Source organism: Pseudoalteromonas rubra (assembly GCF_000967655.1).
GTDB classification, from domain to species: domain Bacteria; phylum Pseudomonadota; class Gammaproteobacteria; order Enterobacterales; family Alteromonadaceae; genus Pseudoalteromonas; species Pseudoalteromonas rubra_A.
The window spans coordinates 71,686-89,618 of the sequence record NZ_JXYA01000047.1; the positions used below are offsets into that span (position 1 = coordinate 71,686).

General features: G+C 48.8%; 17 protein-coding genes. 7 read left to right on the forward strand and 10 right to left on the reverse strand.

Features of this window, described 5'->3' with window-relative positions:
* Positions 1–40: 40 nt before the first annotated feature.
* Positions 41–964, reverse strand: coding sequence for a histone deacetylase family protein (locus tag TW77_RS18815; protein ID WP_046006575.1), 924 nt, complete (start codon positions 962–964; stop codon positions 41–43).
* Between the two features lie 104 nt (positions 965–1,068).
* Between TW77_RS18815 and TW77_RS18820 the strand changes: the two genes are divergently transcribed.
* The 3 genes from TW77_RS18820 to TW77_RS18830 all read left to right on the forward strand — a co-directional run bounded on the left by TW77_RS18820 (position 1,069) and on the right by TW77_RS18830 (position 4,067).
* Positions 1,069–1,683, forward strand: coding sequence for a flavin reductase family protein (locus TW77_RS18820; RefSeq protein WP_046006520.1), 615 nt, complete (start codon positions 1,069–1,071; stop codon positions 1,681–1,683).
* A gap of 315 nt (positions 1,684–1,998) precedes the next feature.
* Positions 1,999–2,889: a DMT family transporter gene (locus tag TW77_RS18825; protein WP_046006521.1), complete on the forward strand. Its 891-nt coding sequence runs from the start codon at positions 1,999–2,001 to the stop codon at positions 2,887–2,889.
* 134 nt (positions 2,890–3,023) lie between these two features.
* On the forward strand, positions 3,024–4,067 hold the full coding sequence (locus TW77_RS18830) for a fibrinogen-like YCDxxxxGGGW domain-containing protein (protein WP_046006522.1): 1,044 nt from the start codon (positions 3,024–3,026) through the stop codon (positions 4,065–4,067).
* A 96-nt stretch (positions 4,068–4,163) separates the two neighbouring features.
* On the opposite strand, the gene TW77_RS18835 is transcribed toward TW77_RS18830, so the two are convergent.
* The 8 genes from TW77_RS18835 to TW77_RS18870 all read right to left on the reverse strand — a co-directional run bounded on the left by TW77_RS18835 (position 4,164) and on the right by TW77_RS18870 (position 13,729).
* A complete protein-coding gene (locus TW77_RS18835; protein WP_052713271.1) occupies positions 4,164–6,509 on the reverse strand; it encodes a response regulator in 2,346 nt (781 codons plus the stop codon).
* Entirely contained in the window at positions 6,506–7,534 is a 1,029-nt protein-coding gene (locus TW77_RS18840) for a cytochrome-c peroxidase (protein WP_046006523.1), read from the reverse strand. The genes TW77_RS18835 and TW77_RS18840 overlap by 4 nt, the downstream gene beginning before the upstream one ends.
* Positions 7,535–7,661: 127 nt before the next feature.
* Positions 7,662–8,144 (reverse strand): GNAT family N-acetyltransferase, encoded by a 483-nt coding sequence (locus tag TW77_RS18845; protein WP_046006524.1) that lies wholly within the window; start codon positions 8,142–8,144, stop codon positions 7,662–7,664.
* 312 nt (positions 8,145–8,456) lie between these two features.
* Positions 8,457–9,506 (reverse strand): hypothetical protein, encoded by a 1,050-nt coding sequence (locus TW77_RS18850; protein WP_156158709.1) that lies wholly within the window; start codon positions 9,504–9,506, stop codon positions 8,457–8,459.
* An 11-nt stretch (positions 9,507–9,517) separates the two neighbouring features.
* Positions 9,518–10,579, reverse strand: a complete 1,062-nt coding sequence (locus TW77_RS18855) for a hypothetical protein (RefSeq protein WP_046006525.1) — start codon at positions 10,577–10,579, stop codon at positions 9,518–9,520.
* 311 nt (positions 10,580–10,890) lie between these two features.
* On the reverse strand, positions 10,891–11,934 hold the full coding sequence (locus TW77_RS18860) for a GGDEF domain-containing protein (protein ID WP_046006526.1): 1,044 nt from the start codon (positions 11,932–11,934) through the stop codon (positions 10,891–10,893).
* Between the two features lie 282 nt (positions 11,935–12,216).
* Positions 12,217–12,873, reverse strand: a complete 657-nt coding sequence (locus TW77_RS18865; RefSeq protein WP_046006527.1) for a LysE family translocator — start codon at positions 12,871–12,873, stop codon at positions 12,217–12,219.
* Between the two features lie 76 nt (positions 12,874–12,949).
* A complete protein-coding gene (locus TW77_RS18870; protein WP_046006528.1) occupies positions 12,950–13,729 on the reverse strand; it encodes a helix-turn-helix domain-containing protein in 780 nt (259 codons plus the stop codon).
* Between the two features lie 133 nt (positions 13,730–13,862).
* Here TW77_RS18870 and TW77_RS18875 point away from each other — a divergent pair, with 133 nt between their 5' ends.
* The 4 genes from TW77_RS18875 (at position 13,863) to TW77_RS18890 (ending at position 17,343) form a co-directional block, all read left to right on the forward strand.
* On the forward strand, positions 13,863–14,213 hold the full coding sequence (locus TW77_RS18875; protein WP_046006529.1) for a hypothetical protein: 351 nt from the start codon (positions 13,863–13,865) through the stop codon (positions 14,211–14,213).
* Between the two features lie 2 nt (positions 14,214–14,215).
* Positions 14,216–15,025: a DUF2145 domain-containing protein gene (locus tag TW77_RS18880; RefSeq protein WP_046006530.1), complete on the forward strand. Its 810-nt coding sequence runs from the start codon at positions 14,216–14,218 to the stop codon at positions 15,023–15,025.
* A gap of 11 nt (positions 15,026–15,036) precedes the next feature.
* Entirely contained in the window at positions 15,037–15,483 is a 447-nt protein-coding gene (gene yiaA, locus TW77_RS18885) for an inner membrane protein YiaA (protein ID WP_046006531.1), read from the forward strand.
* Positions 15,484–15,639: 156 nt separating this feature from the next.
* Positions 15,640–17,343: a DUF4153 domain-containing protein gene (locus tag TW77_RS18890; RefSeq protein WP_046006532.1), complete on the forward strand. Its 1,704-nt coding sequence runs from the start codon at positions 15,640–15,642 to the stop codon at positions 17,341–17,343.
* Here TW77_RS18890 and TW77_RS18895 read toward each other — a convergent pair.
* Positions 17,340–17,924, reverse strand: coding sequence for a GNAT family N-acetyltransferase (locus tag TW77_RS18895; RefSeq protein WP_046006533.1), 585 nt, complete (start codon positions 17,922–17,924; stop codon positions 17,340–17,342). The genes TW77_RS18890 and TW77_RS18895 overlap by 4 nt on opposite strands.
* Between the last annotated feature and the right edge of the window lie 9 nt (positions 17,925–17,933).

The window sequence follows — 17,933 nt, forward strand, 5'->3', positions numbered from 1 at the left end:
TTTATTCAAATCAGAGGTGAAAAATGGACAAAACTCTGGGTTACAGCAATGCCGCCTGCTCAACCACAATAGCATGGCGCTGAGCCAGGCGCAGGTGATCTTTGTCGTAGCCGCCGCCAATCACAGTAGCAACCGGAATGCCGGCTTGCTGACAGGTTTTGAGCACCAAAGCATCGCGCTGCTCCAGGCCGCGCCAGCTGATATCCAGTTTGCCCAGGCCATCGTGCTCCCAGATATCCACACCGGCATCGTACAGTACCAGATCCGGATTTACATCACTCAGCAGCCCTTTTAGTGTGTCTTCTACAATACTCAGGTACTGGGCATCTTTGAGGTTGTTCGCCAGGCCAATATCCAGGTCGCTTTGGTGTTTACGAAACGGAAAATTCTTTTCGCAATGGATGGAGCAGGTAAATACGTAAGGGTGGTGTTTAAGCATGGCTGCCGTGCCATCCCCCTGATGAACGTCCAAATCAAAGATGAGCACATTATTTACCTTACCTTGCTCTATCAGGGTTGTGGCGGTAAAGGCTAAGTCGTTCACCATGCAATAGCCAGATCCAAAGTCATAATGCGCATGGTGGGTGCCCCCGGCCAGATGGCAGGCAATGCCATTTTGCAGCGCCAGCTCGGCCGTTTTCAGTGTGCCAAGCGGGGCGGTAAAGGTCCGTGCCATCAGTTGTTCCGACCAGGGCAGACCAATGCGGCGCATGGCTTTGTCATCCAGCTGATTGCGCCATAAGTCCCACAGGTAGGTATCACAGTGCACCGTTTCCAGTGCCTCTGGCGACCCCAGTGGAGGCTGATATAGATTGTCGCCAATTAACCCCAATGCCTTCACCTGCTGATATAAATTGGCGAATTTACTCATCACAAAGCGATGATTTGGGTCGAAACTAAATGAATAGTTAGGGTGATACACCAAAGGCAAACGGGTATTAAGGGGTTGGCGATTTATATACATATCCAAAACAAACCAAAACACGGATGGCGTGAGTGTAACGCATCTTTCAAGCTGATAGTTAGTGTGGCACCATATCTGTCCCTTTACTTTGCCTGATTTGCCTTATGGAACTGAACTTTGCCGATTTTTCGCCAACCCAGATTTATCACCTGATGACTCAAACCGTGATCCCACGGCCCATTGCCTGGGTGTTAACCGAGTCGGGCGAGCAAAACTACAATCTGGCCCCCTTTTCTTATTTTACGGCGGTATCCAGCGCCCCGCCTTTGCTGATGTTTTCAGCCGGAAAAAAGCCCGGCGGAGAAATCAAAGACACAGTGAAAAACATCAAAGCCACACAGCGCTGTGTGATCCACATAGCCTCTGAGCAGGATGCGGAGTTAGTGACGCAAACAGCCGCGACCTTGCCCCATGGCGAGTCTGAGGTCACAGCAAACAACATCGCACTGGCTGAATTTAACGGCTTTAGCATGCCGCGGATAGCCCACTGCGATATCGCCTATGGGTGTGAGCTGTATGAAGTACAGGAGATAGGCGATACGCCGCAAAAACTGGTGTTTGTCAAAATAGTCAGTTTGTACCTGAGCGATAAAGTAACCGAGCTGGACCACAAACAGCGGATTAAAGTGCACGCCGACAAAGCCGCGCCACTGGCACGCCTTGGCAGCGCCGAGTATAGCGGGATCACAGCACCGTTTACTAAGGCAAGGCCCGATTAATCAGCAGAGTAGCTAGCTGTTTAAAGCTACCGGCTCGGGCTTTATGATCTGCCAGCGCAGTGAGGAAATCCCTCACAGCGCTTGCCAAATATAAGCTCAACTGACCCGCGTGCTCAGGCAATAACCAGAAAGCCGGCAAACGCGATGCAAGCGACCAGCAGTTGTAAAAGACTGCGAAAATAAACGCAGTTCATCACGACTTCACTCTGTTTTCGTCACTCTTTCAAGAGTTTTACTTAGCAAAGGTTGCATCCCTGTCTCTTTCGTTTGGTTTATGTATACTAGCCGCTTTTAACTCAGCAGAAGAATAATAAGATGATTGGAATAGGCGAAGGGGCAGCCATCAGTGCGGCATTTGTTTGGGCGTTTTCAACTTTGCTGTACAAACGCTTTAGCCACCACCTGAGTCCGTTCGAGTTGAATGTCAGTAAGGGCGTGATTGCTTCAGCCTTGATGGTGCTATGTCTGCTCCTTGTTCAGGACACCGGCTACCCAGCCCAGTTATCGAGCTGGGCCTGGCTTATCGCCAGTGGCGTACTCGGTATTGCCATTGGCGACAGCGCCTACTTTGCCGCACTCAGAAATATCGGCCCGGCGCGCACCTTGGTAGTAGAAAGCCTGGCACCTGCGATTGCGGGTATGCTGAATATGTTGATCCTGGGCGTCTATCTGGGTCCGGTTGCCTGGCTGGGTATTCTAGTGACCACTTTTGGCGTGATGCTGGCGATAAAACCTGGCAAAGCGCAGCCCATTCCCAATCCAAAGCATTACTTTTTGGGCATCGCATTTGCGCTGAGTGCCGCAACCTGTCAGGCCGCTGGCATGGTGCTCTCCAAAGGCGCTTTAAATAATGAATCCATCGGCAGTTTGTGGGCTGCCTTAATCCGCCTTGCGTCGGGCACTTTCTTTGTTGCCTGTCTGGTCGCTTGCCTGAAATCACACAGCCTCAACAAAGCACTCACGCTCAGACAGCTGTCAGGAAAACGCTGGTTATTCGTGGCGGTGTTTTTTGGCACTTTTATCGGGCTGTGGTTACAGCTTATCTCCGTTAACCACACCGATCCGGCCATTGCGCAAACCATTTTCGCAACCGCCCCCTTGATGGTAATGACGCTGAGCCTGATCCGCAAAGAGGCCGTAACCAGAGCCATGCTCTGCGGCGGTGCGATTGCTTTATTTGGGGTGTTTTTGTTGTTGCAGGGATAATATAACGCGAGGGGAATGTGTCCCTCCCCCTACATTTGCGCGGTAAAATAACGACTATATCTAGTTAAATATTGTATTTATAACCGATACAATACGACGCTCGGGATTTATCACATTAATAAGGAAGCACTACTTTGAAGACACAATATCAATTCAGCGCCATCACAATCGCATTAACTCTGGCTATGGCCTGTCAAGCTCATGCAGATACACAAGAGCCGGTGCCCGCAGACCCACAAATTGTCTCGGATACGGACTGGCAGGAGTCATCGACCAGTGTCACAACGCTCAAACAAGTAGGTATTGGTACAACTTCTCCCGGTGAAGCGCTCCACGTTATTGGTAACGCCATTGCCGATGATCCTTTGCAACCAACTCACTTGGTGACAAAGCGCTATGTAGACGAGCAACTTCAGAGCATCTCTGACGCCTCAGCGCAACAGCAGCAACAGATCCAATCTTTGCAACTGAGAGTAGCCGAGCTGGAAAATCAGTATCTGGCTGTTCGCAACGACTACACAAACGTGATCAAGCGTTTGGATAAAATTGAAGACACACTTTCTCCAACAGGTCGTAACTGCCTAGATATCAAAACTCAGTTGCCGGTTGCCAGTACTGGATTTTATCTTATTGATCCGGATGGTGAAAACTTTGGTATCGACCCCTTTAAAGTCTGGTGTGATATGGATTATCAGGGCGGAGGGTGGACCTTATTCGCAAATCACAAAGACAACATAGAGAATATACAGGAAGGGGAAGTCGTCTCACCTGCTGAATTTTCGGTTATGAAGGCGCAAAGATGGCAAGCGCTAAGACAAACCGTCTCGGGCGGCATGATGTTTAAAGATGAACATGGCCGCATTACTCAGGTCTATCAGGCAAAAATGAACAATGCAAACTGCCGGAATATTTACACCGATGAAAGTCTGGCTGAGCTGTCAACGCTGGGAGATTATGGTTTAATTTGGCACCATGAGGACACCAACTGTGATGTATCATGGGACTTCTCAGGTGTTATATTAGGAGACAAAGATTCAACGCGTGCAGCAACTTACACCTATCAGGGTGCCTCTGTTATTCAGGCTCCAAACTCCAAAACTCGATTCGATGTCTGGCCTTACGGCAATAACGAAAGCTCTCGCTACCAGCAGGACGAATTACTGTACTTTGTAAAGTAAATCTCACGTTGCAGGGCACATAGCGTGCCCTGCAAAACATAATGAAGGTTCGCCCATAAATTCAATAAAGCAATTGAGCCTCTTCCTCATTGCGAACTAGCATTCCACTTTATCCACGTTGAACAAATACCGATTCAGAATTCTATCCAGCTCATCGGTTTTAAATGGCTTGCCAAGGTGATCGTTCATACCAATACCCTGGTATTTTTCGACCTCACTTTGCATCACATTGGCCGTTAAGGCGATGATCTTGAGCTGTGACGCATCAAAGCTTTGCCGCACAATGCGAGTGGCTTCCATGCCGTCCATTACCGGCATCTGAATGTCCATTAAAACCAGATCAAACGCGCCATCGCAGGCTTTGATTGCGTCAACGGCTTGCTGGCCATTTTCTGCCACCACAATCTCTAAATTAAACCGGTCAAGGAGTTTGGTGGCCACTATGCGGTTAATATCATTGTCTTCTACCAGTAAGATCCGGAATGTGCGCGTCTGTGTGGCCTCTGGTGATTCATCAGAATTGACTGAGGGCGTCTGCTCTTGAGTTGCCGTGTTATCGCCTGCCTCATCTTTGATAAAAATACTGATCAAATCTTTTTTTAACAGAGGCTTGTAGAGAATTGGATAATCAACCGCAGGCGTTATACTTTGCTCTGAGTGTGCGGTGTAAATCACCACCCTGTTGGGCAATATCCCCAGGGCTTCAAGTTTTTCTAACAGCTCATTGGCTTCACAGTCTGGCAGCACCCAGTCAAGCAGTAGCATATCAAAGGTTTCGGATGACAACCGCGCTTCGGCTTCGGCGCCACTGTGCGCACGCGCGACCGTCAGCCCAACCGAAGTTGCAATATTGACGCTGACCTCCATGTATATGGGATCATCTTCAACGATCAGTATCGAACCTGCCAGTACGACTTTATCTGCCGCTTCGTTTGCCACCGGCGCTTGGCTGAGTGTTGCCATCGGTAGACGAACCGTGAACGTTGAGCCAACACCAACTTCGCTGCTGACGGTGATCTCCCCTTGCATCAGCTCTGCGAGCAATTTACAAATGGTCAAGCCCAGCCCGGTGCCGCCATAGCGCCGTGTGGTCGAAGACTCGGCCTGAGTAAAACGCTCGAACAGCTGCGCGACTTTGTCCTGCTCAATACCTATGCCGGTGTCACTGACCGAAATCTCAACCCAATCACTGGTGGCATCTTTAGGTTGCCGGTGCACACCGAGTGTAATTGCCCCTTCTTCGGTAAACTTAGCGGCGTTAGACGCAAAGTTTAGCATAATCTGATTAATACGAACCGGATCGCCGACATACCATTCGCTGAGCTGGGGGTCGATATCAAAAATCAGTTTCACCCCTTTGGTGTTGGCTATGGGTGTGATCAGAGATCTCAGGTTATCCAGCAACTCTTCAAACTGAAAAGGGGTTTGCTCAATGTGCAGCTTCTTAGACTCGATTTTTGAGAAATCGAGAATATCGTTAATGATGGTCGTCAGTGCATTGGCTGAAAAGCGCACTTTCTCCAGATAATTTCTTTGTACTGAGGTCAGCTCCGTCGCCAGCAGAATATCTGTCAGACCCATAATCCCATTCATTGGCGTTCTGATCTCATGAGACATATTGGATAAAAACAACGACTTGGTTTCGGCTGCCTGGTTAGCCTGTGCATTGGCTTTTTTAAGGCCGCTCATCAGGCGTAATAACACGATAACAACCAGCGTAAAAACCAACAGTAAAAAGAGAAAAATCGACTGTATCATCTGCCAGTAAACAACATCGACTTGCTCACCAAGCTGCTGGGTGTCTTTCAGGATCGCGGTTGACAGTGTGCTATTTTGCACAGGCACCAGTAAGTTGGAAGCCGTTAGCGCGTTTTCCAGAATGAAAGCGATATGCAAACGCATGACCCTGAAACTGCGGTCTTCCTGTTCAAATTGCTCAAGCGAGGTCATAGTGCGCGCGAGCTGCTCTCGTACCTGCTTAATAACCGCGTGCGAATTGGTCACCTGCAAATTAGACACCAGTGCGGCGCTGTGACTCACCACGGTTTGTGCCTGCGCCGAAAACGCGCTTTTTTCAAGCTCCTGTTTTGCGATATAACGATAAGAGGTCTTAAGCATTGAGGCCAGCTGCATATAGGTATCTATCGCATCGTGAAACCGCGCAACCGCCTGGCTCATTTCTTCGCTCAGTAAGTGCTTTGACGTCAGCTCATTATATACACTCTCAAACTCCAGTTGCTTTTGCGCATGTCGGTCAAAGTGATAAATGTTACTGTCCATCGCAGAGAGCGTCTCGAGCGACAGCTCAGTCGTTGCCCGGTTGAGCCGCGTTTTTAGTGCCATTTTTGCCTGGGTATTTTGCAGCTGCTGGTATTGCTCAATGACCTGAGTGCCGGTCCACCAGATCAGCAACAGTACTGTGACTTCAATAATATATTTCACTCTTTCAATGACCTCGGAAGTTCGCCGGAAAAAGCATGTAGTAAGGCTTCCAGATCAGCTACATCCTCATCGCTGATCTCAAGCCCCAGCTGCCCTCTTGCCATCAACCGAATGGCGTCCGACAATTGCGCCACCGAGCCATTGTGAAAATACGGGCCAGTGCTGGCGACATTACGTAAACTCGGTACTTTGAAAACAAACTTGTCCTGCTCATTGCGGGTCAGCTGATATCTGCCAAAATCGTTCAGAAGCTCACCGGGCATACTCTCCAGACGACCCATTTTCTGATAAATATTGCCCCCGATATTGCGCCCCTGATGACAGGTCACGCAGCCAAACTCAACAAATTTGCGATAGCCGCGTTGTTGTTTTGCACTTAACGCTTGTTTATCCCCAAGCAGATAGGCATCAATGGGGGTATTTTCAGAGACCAGTGACATCTGAAAGGCCACTATGGCCTTCGTAATGTTTTCTGCTGTGATCCCATCACTCGATAAAGCTTCAAAGCTGCTTACAAAGTGCGGCTGCTGATTTAGTTTGCCTATCACCTGAGGCCAGTTACTCGCCATCTCTAACGGGTTGTGGATAGGCAATGGCAGCTGACTGGTTAAATCCGCGCTGCGCCCGTCCCAAAACTGTCTGAAATTAAACACGGCATTGATAACACTGGGCGCATTGCGACTGCCCAGTTGCTGATCTATGCCCACCGAAACGGGAAAACCATCGTCTCCACCGTTATATAAATCGTGACAGGATGCACAGGAAGTGGTGTTGTCGGCCGAAAGTAGCGGGCTTTTAAACAAGGCTTTGCCAAGCTGCACCCAGCCTACATCGTATTGCTTTATCCGCGGCAGCGGTTGAATAGCCGCATCAACCCATTGAGGTTCATAACTGACAAGCTCTAAACTGGTATAGACCGAAGACTGACTGTGGCGATGCGGATCAGAAAAGTAAAACTGAGCGGCGAGGAGCAAAAATACCGCTATCAGCGCGCTAAATACAATCACCACATATTTGGTACTCATACATCAGACGTCCTTGAAGCGACTTTTAAGCCGGTGACAAAACGTAAGTATAGACACTTAAATCAAAAACTTCTTATCGCACTCACAGAGTGATTAAGGTATTTGCCATGACAGCGCTGTGTGTGGTTTAAGCTCGTGAAAGGCAGATTTCACTATACATAATGTATTGCGGACCCGCAGGGCCACCTAAGTATTTTTCTTTACACACGCTCAGCCCGGCTTTTTTATAACACGCGTAGGCACCGGGATTCTCGCAGTTAACGCCCAAATATAGCCAACGATACTGGGCATAGTGACGCGCCAGGTAACTTAGTAGGGCCCTCATCGCCGCACTTCCCAAACCTTGTCCCTGATACTGATTGTCGATCACAAAGGCGCGTAAGCCGAGCGCTGAGCTGGGACAATAGGTGTATTTGTCGGCATAGGCTAGATCCAGTTTAAAATAGCCAACCACTGTCTCTTGCTTGCAAATAACATGCAGGTGTGTGGTTTCACAGCGTTCGCTCAGAAACTCTTGCGGTGTGCCGGCAAAGCGAAGCTGCTCTGGGGCAAGCTGAATGGACTCAACCGCATCAATATAAGTAGCGCTAAGCCTGTTAATTGTGATCATCTTCACTCCTTAATTTGTTATATCATAGCAACAACAAGGTGACCCGGACGATTTACATGGGTTCATTACAACACCTAAATAGCACATAACTCATCATTACCATATTAGAAACAAACACCCTAGCGAACAATGCCAAGGGGTTCAAGCAGGCCAGATGAGAGAAAAGACAATTACTGACTTCACTGATACGTGATTTTTGGCAACGAGAGCTTGTTGCTAAAGCGCTTGAGCCCTGTTCAAGTTACAGGCAGAGAAACGAGCTGCGCAATGAGTTATCCAGCCATCGCGTTCTGCGCTTTCCCGCCCGTTACACTACTGCTTGCCTAATTGCTTCAAAAACGCCAGTTTCTGTTGCTCTTGTGCACTGGGTGTATAGGGCTGCCTTTGCAGATCTGACAAATCCACGCTCTCCAGCGAATACGTATCCACTTGGCTGCGGCCAAAACGCGCTTTTTCCTGCGGCGAGCCAGACATGCGCTCCACCACAAAGGTGGTCAGTTTTAATCCTGTTGCCTGCTCTGGTAACACGCTTTGGTGAATTTTAAGTGGCAGAGTCTGCACACCTTCACTTAAACGTTTTCTGGCAACCGCATGCGACAAGGGCTGATCGCCTGCAAACAAATTTGCCCTGATCCGATAAATACCGGCTTCGTGCACCTTCAGTCTGGCGTCAACCAGCAGATCGCTCCCCTGCACGCGCGCCTGCTCAAGATTCAGCAGCTCAGCACTGGGCTGCATATACTGAACCTGCGCCACCAACGGGATTTCATCTCCTCTGACATGCGCGCGAACAGTCAGTTGCAATTCCCGGGGAAAGTCTTTCTTTGCGGATATGCTGGCAAAATAGCGACCTTCTTGCTCTATCAGGCTTTGGGCAGTCAGCACTTTGTTGCTCTCAACTTCGCTGACAGATACGCTGGCACCATAAATATCACTCCCAGTCAGTACTATCTCTATCGGCTCTGGATAAACAAAACGATACTGACTGACTTTGAGCGTCAATACCTCCTCAATGTTCTGCGTGGGAATGGTGACTGGATAAAAATGATTGGGCGTCAGCCTGTCGGCATCAGCCAGTGTAAGCGGCTGGGAGTAAGGCGCATATTGAAGCTGCTGTGCATACAAATCAGCGACTTGCGCTGCCGCCTCCGTCATGGCAACGGGCATATGACGCTCTCGCTGTGGGTCCGGTTTGGTCTGAGCCGCGATGATTGCAGCCTTTTGTACTGGTTTGTGAAATTCTGCGGGCACTTGCGACTTGGCCTGAGCACCAGGCTGAATGGGCTCAGCGTCATCGCTGAGCCACCAGTAACCAAGCCCGATTGCCACACACATCAGAATAATGAACATTCGGGGCTTCATACCTGTCTCTCCTATGGCATAGCATTAAGCATCAGGCGAGACAGGCTGTTATTTGCTGAGTTTTCAACATAACGATAGGTGCTTTTCCAGAACCAGGCACCTGTTTCTTCATTATAGGTGTTGAAGTTTACGACCTTGCCATCAAGCAGCTGTCTGCTGGTCAGAGCCGCAGTCACTTTGCCTTCTGCACGGTCGTTGATCACAGAGAAGTGATCGTATTTATCACTCATCAGCATAGGGTAGTGATGTGGCATAAACCCGCTTACGGCATCGCTCTGAGAGGCTAACTTGCCGCTGGTTGCGATACTGGCACTACAGCTGCCAAAGTTATCGGCACGGCTCGCGCCACACGCCGAGTGGGTTGCAACAACACTGTCGTCGGTGCCTTTAAGGAAAAGTTTGGTTGCACCCAAAAACAGTGTGCCATCGGCAACAAAACGCAGCCTGGGCGTTCTTGCTTCTGGTAACGCCGCGATTTGTCTGGCGTTGTTCACTTTCAGATCGTTAAGGACCCCCAAGCGGCCTTCAACGGAGCCGCCCAGCCAGGCCGTAATAGCGGCCTCTAGCAATGGGTTCAGGCCCGCTGTGCCTTGCGCCACACTGACGGCCAAATCAGCCAGCTCACTGCCACCACCGGCACCGGCGATATCAAACGTGGCGACAATATTCAGCGGTGTCATGCCGGCATTTTCAAGCCAGTTTGCCTGATTGTCTAACAGATAACGAGCAACCAAATCGCCCGTAGAGTGAGTCACTAAAATACAACCCGGCTGACAAGTGCCCTGCTGTGACATTTGCTTTAGCTTAGGCCATACATAATCGCTGGCAATCTTGCCTTCAATGCGCTCCAGCGCCGGCCAGTCAATGCGAACATCCGCATGCTGCGCCCAAAACTCAGACCAGTAAGACGCGCCATCGGCGGGTACATCAATGGGGTAACCAGACGTAATCTGGCTGGTCTGAAGACCGTGAATAAGAACAACTTTATAACCACTTGCAAACGTATTAAATGCCACCGAACTTAGCAGGAAGAGCCAAGACAGACGCAGAAAGTATTTGATTTTGTGCTGCATAATTTCCTCTTTATCCTATTAATATCATTGTGTTCTGTGACCAGTCTTCAGATTTATGCCACCGTGCAATATTGCTATACCTGGGACGTTCCCTTAGGTATCACTGTGCAAAAACAGCACTCATCTGACGTCTGACCTTTTAGTTAAAGCGAATAATAAGCTAATGAGTATATGATCAAAAATCAACCACAAAGAGAATTTAAATTAAACTTTTATTAACGTTTGTAATTTGGGTAATAGGAATTATGAAGAAATTTTGAGGCAGGGCTGGTAGCGAAGTTTTCAGACAGAGCAATGGCAATTGCCGACGGTTAGCCGGCAACTTCAACCCTGTCCCGGCCATGAGATTTGGCCAGATACAAGGCTCTGTCAGCCAGCTCAACCAAGCTTTGCCAGGGGGCACCGTCTTTGTATAACGCTATCCCAAAGCTGGCTGTGATCTGCCTGATAGGCTCACCGGTTTTTTTATCTTTAACCGAAAGCTTGCGAATATCCTGACGAACCATATTGGCAAAACTGACCGCTTCACTGACACTGCTCAGTGACAAAGTCAGGCAAAATTCTTCACCGCCATAGCGATAGGCATCGCCGCGACCTTGGGCATGATGTGCCAGTTTTTCAGCCACCTTGCGAAGAATATCATCACCTTTTTGGTGACCAAAATCGTCGTTAAAGCGCTTAAAATGATCGATATCAACAAATATCAACACCTTCTGCTTACTCCGCGGGTGAACGCAGAAGCTCACAATGTCCTCATCGAACTTACCGCGATTTAACAGCCCCGTGAGTTTATCGGTATTCGCTTCTCGCTGTGAGGCAAACAGTGCTTCTTTGAGTAGCTTGATTTCGTCATAAGCGACTTCCAACTTATTTTGAAAGCCCAATGCATTTTGCTGCATGGCGACGGCTTCGCGGGTTAGCCGGGACACGTATTCCAGTACTTCATCGTAGGCACGCGGATCTTGCTCCGAGCCCCGCTTTTTCAGGTTATGCAATCCATAATGGCACTCTGACAGAAAAGCCGAAAAGTCCTGTGAGGATTCCAGGGTTTCACAAATACCATTTTGGACTTGATCTATGGCGCCCTGGAAAGAATGAGAAATTTCATGAAACAAGGCCAAATCTTGCTGAGAAAGGTACTTGTCAAATAACTCTCTGGCCAGATGTGGTGGACAACTTTGATAGCGGGCCAAAATCTGATCAAACTCAACATTCAGTTCGGGCTGCGACCCCACTACATAACAATAACAAATTGAATAATTCAGTGGTGTCAGTGGGATCCGATTACGGATCATAATGGGGAGCGCCTGTTTAAGGTAGTGCGCAGACTGAGTCAGTGTTGTATCAAATTCCATAAAGGTCCATCAAGTCACATTGTCTGGTGGCAATGTTTTATTGTTTATTTATTGTTCTACTTTTGGAGCCAAACGTGTGCAATACTAAATAATTAGAAAAAATTAATCAATCATATCGTGTCATTTACAAATAAATTCACTTTGCTATCTATGGGACATAAAAAATTCCTCCCCAGACAGTTTTAAAATAATTTATTCAAACCATTGATAAAATTAAAAAAGCTTAGAGTCTCTCCTTTTTCAGGCCATCTTAATTATTGCTTATTACCATACAATGACGTTTTACTTACTCAGTGCCAGACGTGCTGATAACGCAATAAACAAGGTGCCCAGCACACCGTCAAGATGAACCGCCCAACGTTTAATTCCTTTAAAGCGTGTTGCTATGGTTTTCGCCAGATTGCTAAACGCAGCGGCAAACAATAGATTAACGACAAATGCAAACACACTGAGCATCAATCCAAGCGTGATTAATTGCGTACTCAGATCATGATCCGCAGTGGTAAACTGAGGTAAAAACAAGCTGAAGAACAACAGCGCTTTGGGGTTAAGTAAATTATTAAGACACCCTCGCTTTATCAACTCAGCGCCTTTAAGGCCCATGTCGGCCAAATCTGTTTTATCCTGAGAAGGGGTCATACTGCGATGTTTGTACCAATGCAGTAACATTTTCACCCCCAGATAAGCCAGATAGACAGCACCAATTAACTTAACTGCCAACGCAACCAGGGGCATGGTTTGCATTATCTGGCCGAGGCCAAAAGCCACCAATGCCGTTTGTACAAAGCCTGCAAGCAGGATCCCCAACGCAATATATGCCCCAGCCCGAAATCCTTTCGTTGCACAGTAACTGGATAACAGCAAAAGATCGGGGCCGGGGCTTATCACCAAAAAGAAGATGGTCGTGAAAAACAGAGGTAATAAGGTGACATCTATCATGCTATCCCGGGGCCCGAAGCCATTTTAAGATATAAGTTATGATTTAAAGTGTACCCATTTAAGTACATAAAATAAATCATGGTTGCGAGGTTTTTGCGCTTTGTTCAGTTGCTTCTGCCCTGTCTTCGCGCCTGAGATCGTTAAACAGCCCCAGCTGCCAGGGACGCATGGCCAGAAACAGGCCAACACTCTGGCGCTTATTCAGCGGCAAACGGGCGTCCTGCTGATTAAGCTGAGCAACCTCTTTAGTGAGCTGCTCCAGACGACGTCGCACCACACTGATGGTTGCTTCACTATAGCTGCCGCGTAAATAAAACCGAAAGCTATCCTCACGGTTAAAATCTCCCTGTAAAAACTTGGTCAACACCTGCTGTTCAATAAAGCGCTCTAGCGGACCGCCGGGGATCCAGCGAAAATCCTGCGCAACCAGCGATTTATAGCGATTATTGGGCAACAGCTGGATCATATTCAGGCTATCTAACCGTGCCAGTAGACGAATGCAATCGAGCGCATCAATTTGATACTGAGAGACAATGTCTTCAAATTGCCAACCATCACGTACGCACACGGCCACCAAAAACAGTTTAGGGTTTTCCATCAACTCCTGCTCCTGATCCTGGGTGAGCTGGCTCACCAGCGACTGCTTTTGCTCACCGAGCTCGAACAAATCGGCCAAAGACAACTGCATCAGGTCGCAGATCTGCTCGAGTCGTTGCAGGCTGAACTGCTCGGTGGCAAACACACGTTTAATATTAGCCTCGCTCATATCCAGCGCACTGGCGACCTCTTTATAAGTCAGTTTGTGCTGCTTCAGCAGCTGTTTAAGTGTTGAAGTAATTAATGGGATCTGGCTCAAAGTATTATATTCCTATACTTACAGTCTCTAATTACTATACATCTTAAATTTTAGTATACAAATATAATCCCTGCGCTAAATTGGAAAACAAGTCAACGCAAGCCAGATGGTTTGCATACCAGGAGGGAAAGACATGACTCACTTACTTCGTTCAGTTTTGTGTACCGCACTATTAGGCATGGTCTGTACGCAGGCAATGGCCAATGACAGCCATGCATCACAGGCCAGCCATCATGGTAGTCAGGCCAGTAAGTACAGCGCACTTAGCGTAGGTGAAAGCGCCGTTGAAGGCGCAAAAGTGTCTATGATTGCAGTTGCTATCCCCGTTGCAGTAGTCGGGTTCGGTGCAATTTCAGTAGGTATGGCCAGTACCAAGGTCGCCGCAGACCTATCTGACGCCGCCAGCCCAAAACCTTTGCCTATTTGTGACGATGTATTAATTGCAGGACCTGCACCGGCGCAGGCGCTTAACGAGGAGCTGTAACAATGAAATGGATACAAGGACTGTGTATGGCCGCAGCAATATGTGCCAGCACACACATTTTTGCAGGTAGCCAGAATGGTGGCGAAGCTCGCTTTGAAGCAAACCAGATTGCTCAGTTTGCCAAACAGGTCGAGCGTTATGCCGCAGCCCAGGGCGCACACGTGTTTATTATTGGCCGGGTTGGTCGAGCACTGGAAGACTTGCCTAAGGGCATCGAATTTACCCATGTCGCACTGGCGGTGTATTCCGAACTCACAACCACCGATGGCGAGAAGAAACAAGGTTATGCCATTCACAATTTATATCAGCTGAGCGACGACCCCGGCACGAGTCAGCTAATTGTGGATTACCCGGCGGACTTTTTCTGGTCAGTACATGACCTTAAAGCGGCCATAGCGATACCCAACCGGGCATTGCAACAAAAGCTGCTAAACGCCATTGCACAGGGGGTGCCAGAAAAGGTCCACAATCCGCGCTACTCGGTGGTGGCTAACCCCTTTAATAACCAAAAACAGAACTGCACCGAGCATACGCTGAATGTGATCAATGCAGCTTTATATAACACCACGGACATGGCACAGCTCAAAGTGAATACGCGGGCCTATTTTAAGCCGCAAATACTCAATGTCAGCCGCTTTAAACTGGCGCTGGGCGCGTTCTTTAACGACGGCATCGACAGTAGCGACCACCAGGGTAAGGTCAAAACTACGACCTTCCGCGCTATCGCCCAATACCTGAACGACAATCAGTTGCTGGCGCACAGCACCGTGCTGACACCGGATGGACCGGTTGATTTGAAATACCCGCTTTAGGAGAACAGATTATGACGCATTCAACCGCTTATGCACCAAGTAAAGCATTTCGATTGGCCTCGATAGCAGTCCTGCTGATTGGCATTGCCTGTTACCTGGTTGGCCTGTTCAATGCACAAATGGCCTTAAATGAAAAAGGCTATTACCTGATTGCCCTGCTGTATGGCCTGTTTTCTGCCGTATCACTACAAAAGTGTATTCGTGACCGGCAGGAGCAAATCCCGACCTCAAATATCTATTATTTACTGAGCCTGGTCTCCACCGTGCTGGCCATCGTCTTACTGGTATTTGCCCTGTGGCGCGCCGAGTTACTGCTCAGTGAAAAGGGCTTTTATGGTATCGCGTACCTAATGAGCCTGTATGCTGCGATAGCAGTTCAGAAGAACGTCCGAGATGGTCAGGGATTAGTGACAGACACTCCTGCACCAACCGCTAACAACACGGAAGGTGAGGAGTAAGCTGAGATTATAAGGCCGCACTGGGCGGCCTTAAAAGAGTGACGCATGCAGATCTGGTTGAGTGCCATATAAAGCCACTTTTCCCATTCTTTACTTGCATTTAAGTGCTGTTAAGTTTAAATGACAGGCACAAGGATCTGATATTGAGAGACATCTATGGGAAATTTACTGAGCGCACGCCAATTATTACTCGCAGCTCTGTTGCAGAGCTTTTTACTGATCATCCTGCATCAGTCTGTTGAATTCGAATTCTGGCCGGCGCAGTCACCACACTGGCTGTTTGCGGCATACTCCTTAGTCGTATTTCTACCCTCAACACTCATTTATTCAAGTTTTACTCAGCTCAAGCGTGCTTTTTACACTCAGCTCGGCATGTATGCACTGCTGTTCACGCTGTGCGGCTATTACATTGGCAGCCAGCTGTTACCCGAGCGCGCACCTTTGCCCTCGCAAGCCTGGCCTTACCCACTTATTATCTTCCTGGCCTCGGTGCTGCTCGTTCCCTGGATAACCCAAAACGCTAAAGAAAACTGGCTGCCCGACTACGACACCTTAAGCCGCGCCATGGGGCGTTTTTTGCTAGTCTTTGCAGCGGCGCAGTTATTCACTCTGTCGGTGCTGATGTTGTTGATGCTCTGGGCCGGATTGTTTGAGGTTATTGAGATCAGCTTTTTTACCGAGCTGTTTTCAGAACCCTGGTTTTACTACCCGGCCATCACATTAAGCCAGGCCATTGGGGTGATCCAGGCCCGTAGTCGCAGTAACCTGGCCAGTCAGCTGTTCGCCATTTGCCGTAACTTTGCCACCTTATTGTTGCCCGTGCTGGTTGCCGTGGCCTTGCTGTTTATCATCGCGGTGTCATTTAGCGAGCTGGAAACCCTATGGAAAAATGGTGGCAGTGCGCTTATCTTTGTGCTGGTCGGCGCCATAGTGTTGTGCCTGAATTTGGCTAAAGACGCACTGGCACAGCGCCTGTGGTATCGGCGCTTTATCGCGCTGGGACTGGTTCTGCTGCCCTGCTACCTGGCGCTCAGTGGTTGGGGGTTACAGCTCAGAATTGAGCAGTATGGGCTAAGTCTTGCTCGTCTGTGGGCGGTACTTATCGCGCTTATCAGCATGGCGATTTGCTTAGGCTATGTCTGGCAACTAATTGCGTATAAAGCCAGCTGGCACACCCGGCTGAGCACGATTAACCGCCCGGTGACTTTATCTTTGCTTGCACTGTTGATAGCGACCCAAACACCTTTGCTGGACTTTCGAGGCTTGAGTGTTGCCTCTCAGATAGAACGCCTAAAAACGGGCATCACTCAGCCTGCTGATTTCGACCCTCGCTATCTGGCGAACGAGCTCGGTAAGCAAGGGCTGCAAGCACTTGAGGCACTGCAGCAGGAAGTCAGCGACGGGCAACTAAAACGCCGGATCGACACCGCACTGGCTCTGGAAACGCAGCCCCTGACCTCGCAAACCCTGCTGGCACTCATCGAAATGTCTGAGGATGAAAAGCAGGCCTTGCCCCAAGCATTACAAAACGCACTGGAAAATTTTGCCAGGCACAATACACATTTGTTTGATGACGCTACGGAATTGCTACTTAAACCCATTCAGCTGGATAACACACCTGAACCTGAGTATTTGTTTGTCGCCAGTACTCAACAAAGAGTCGAGCTACGGGTTTTTTATCTCGGTGTGATCGATGGCAAACTGGGCTGGCAAAGTGGCTATATGGAACAAAAAATATACGACAGGCAATCACAGGATCTGCTTGATGCACTCAGATCAGACAACTTTGAGCTGGCCGAGCCAAGATTTAAGGAGCTCAAAGTGGGTGGGCAACGCTATCAACTGAACAGCCCGTTTTAACGGGCTGTGAGTTTAGCTTTGAGGTGGTTACGCACGGCCGGCCATTCACTGGCCAGAATTGAGTAGACCGCCGTATCGCGAATGGAGCCATCTGCCAGGATCTGGTGGCTTCTGAGCACCCCGTCCAGTTTTGCCCCCAGGCGCTCGATGGCTCTGCGTGACGCATGATTGAAAAAGTGTGTTTTAAATTCTAACGAGAGCGCACCACAATGTTCAAACAAGTTTTCCATCAACAGCAATTTTGCTTCGGTATTCACTGGCGTACGACGCACCGCAGCACTGTACCAAGTATAACCGATTGAAGCGCGCTTATGTTCAGGTTTAATATCATAGTAGCGCGTAGTGCCAACGATATGGCCGCTGGCAACCGACCTGACGACATAAGTCACCTGATCGTCCGTACTCTTACTAAGTGCCTTTTGCACATAACCTTGCATTTGCTCCGGTGAGGGCACGTTCGCGTACCAGAGCTTCCAGCTTTGGCCATCCTCCACAGCATGTTGCAGATCCTCAACATGCTCCATTGAAAGTGGCTCTAATCGAATATATCGACCTTCGAGAGGGGTATTTTTTATCCACATAGTTAGCTC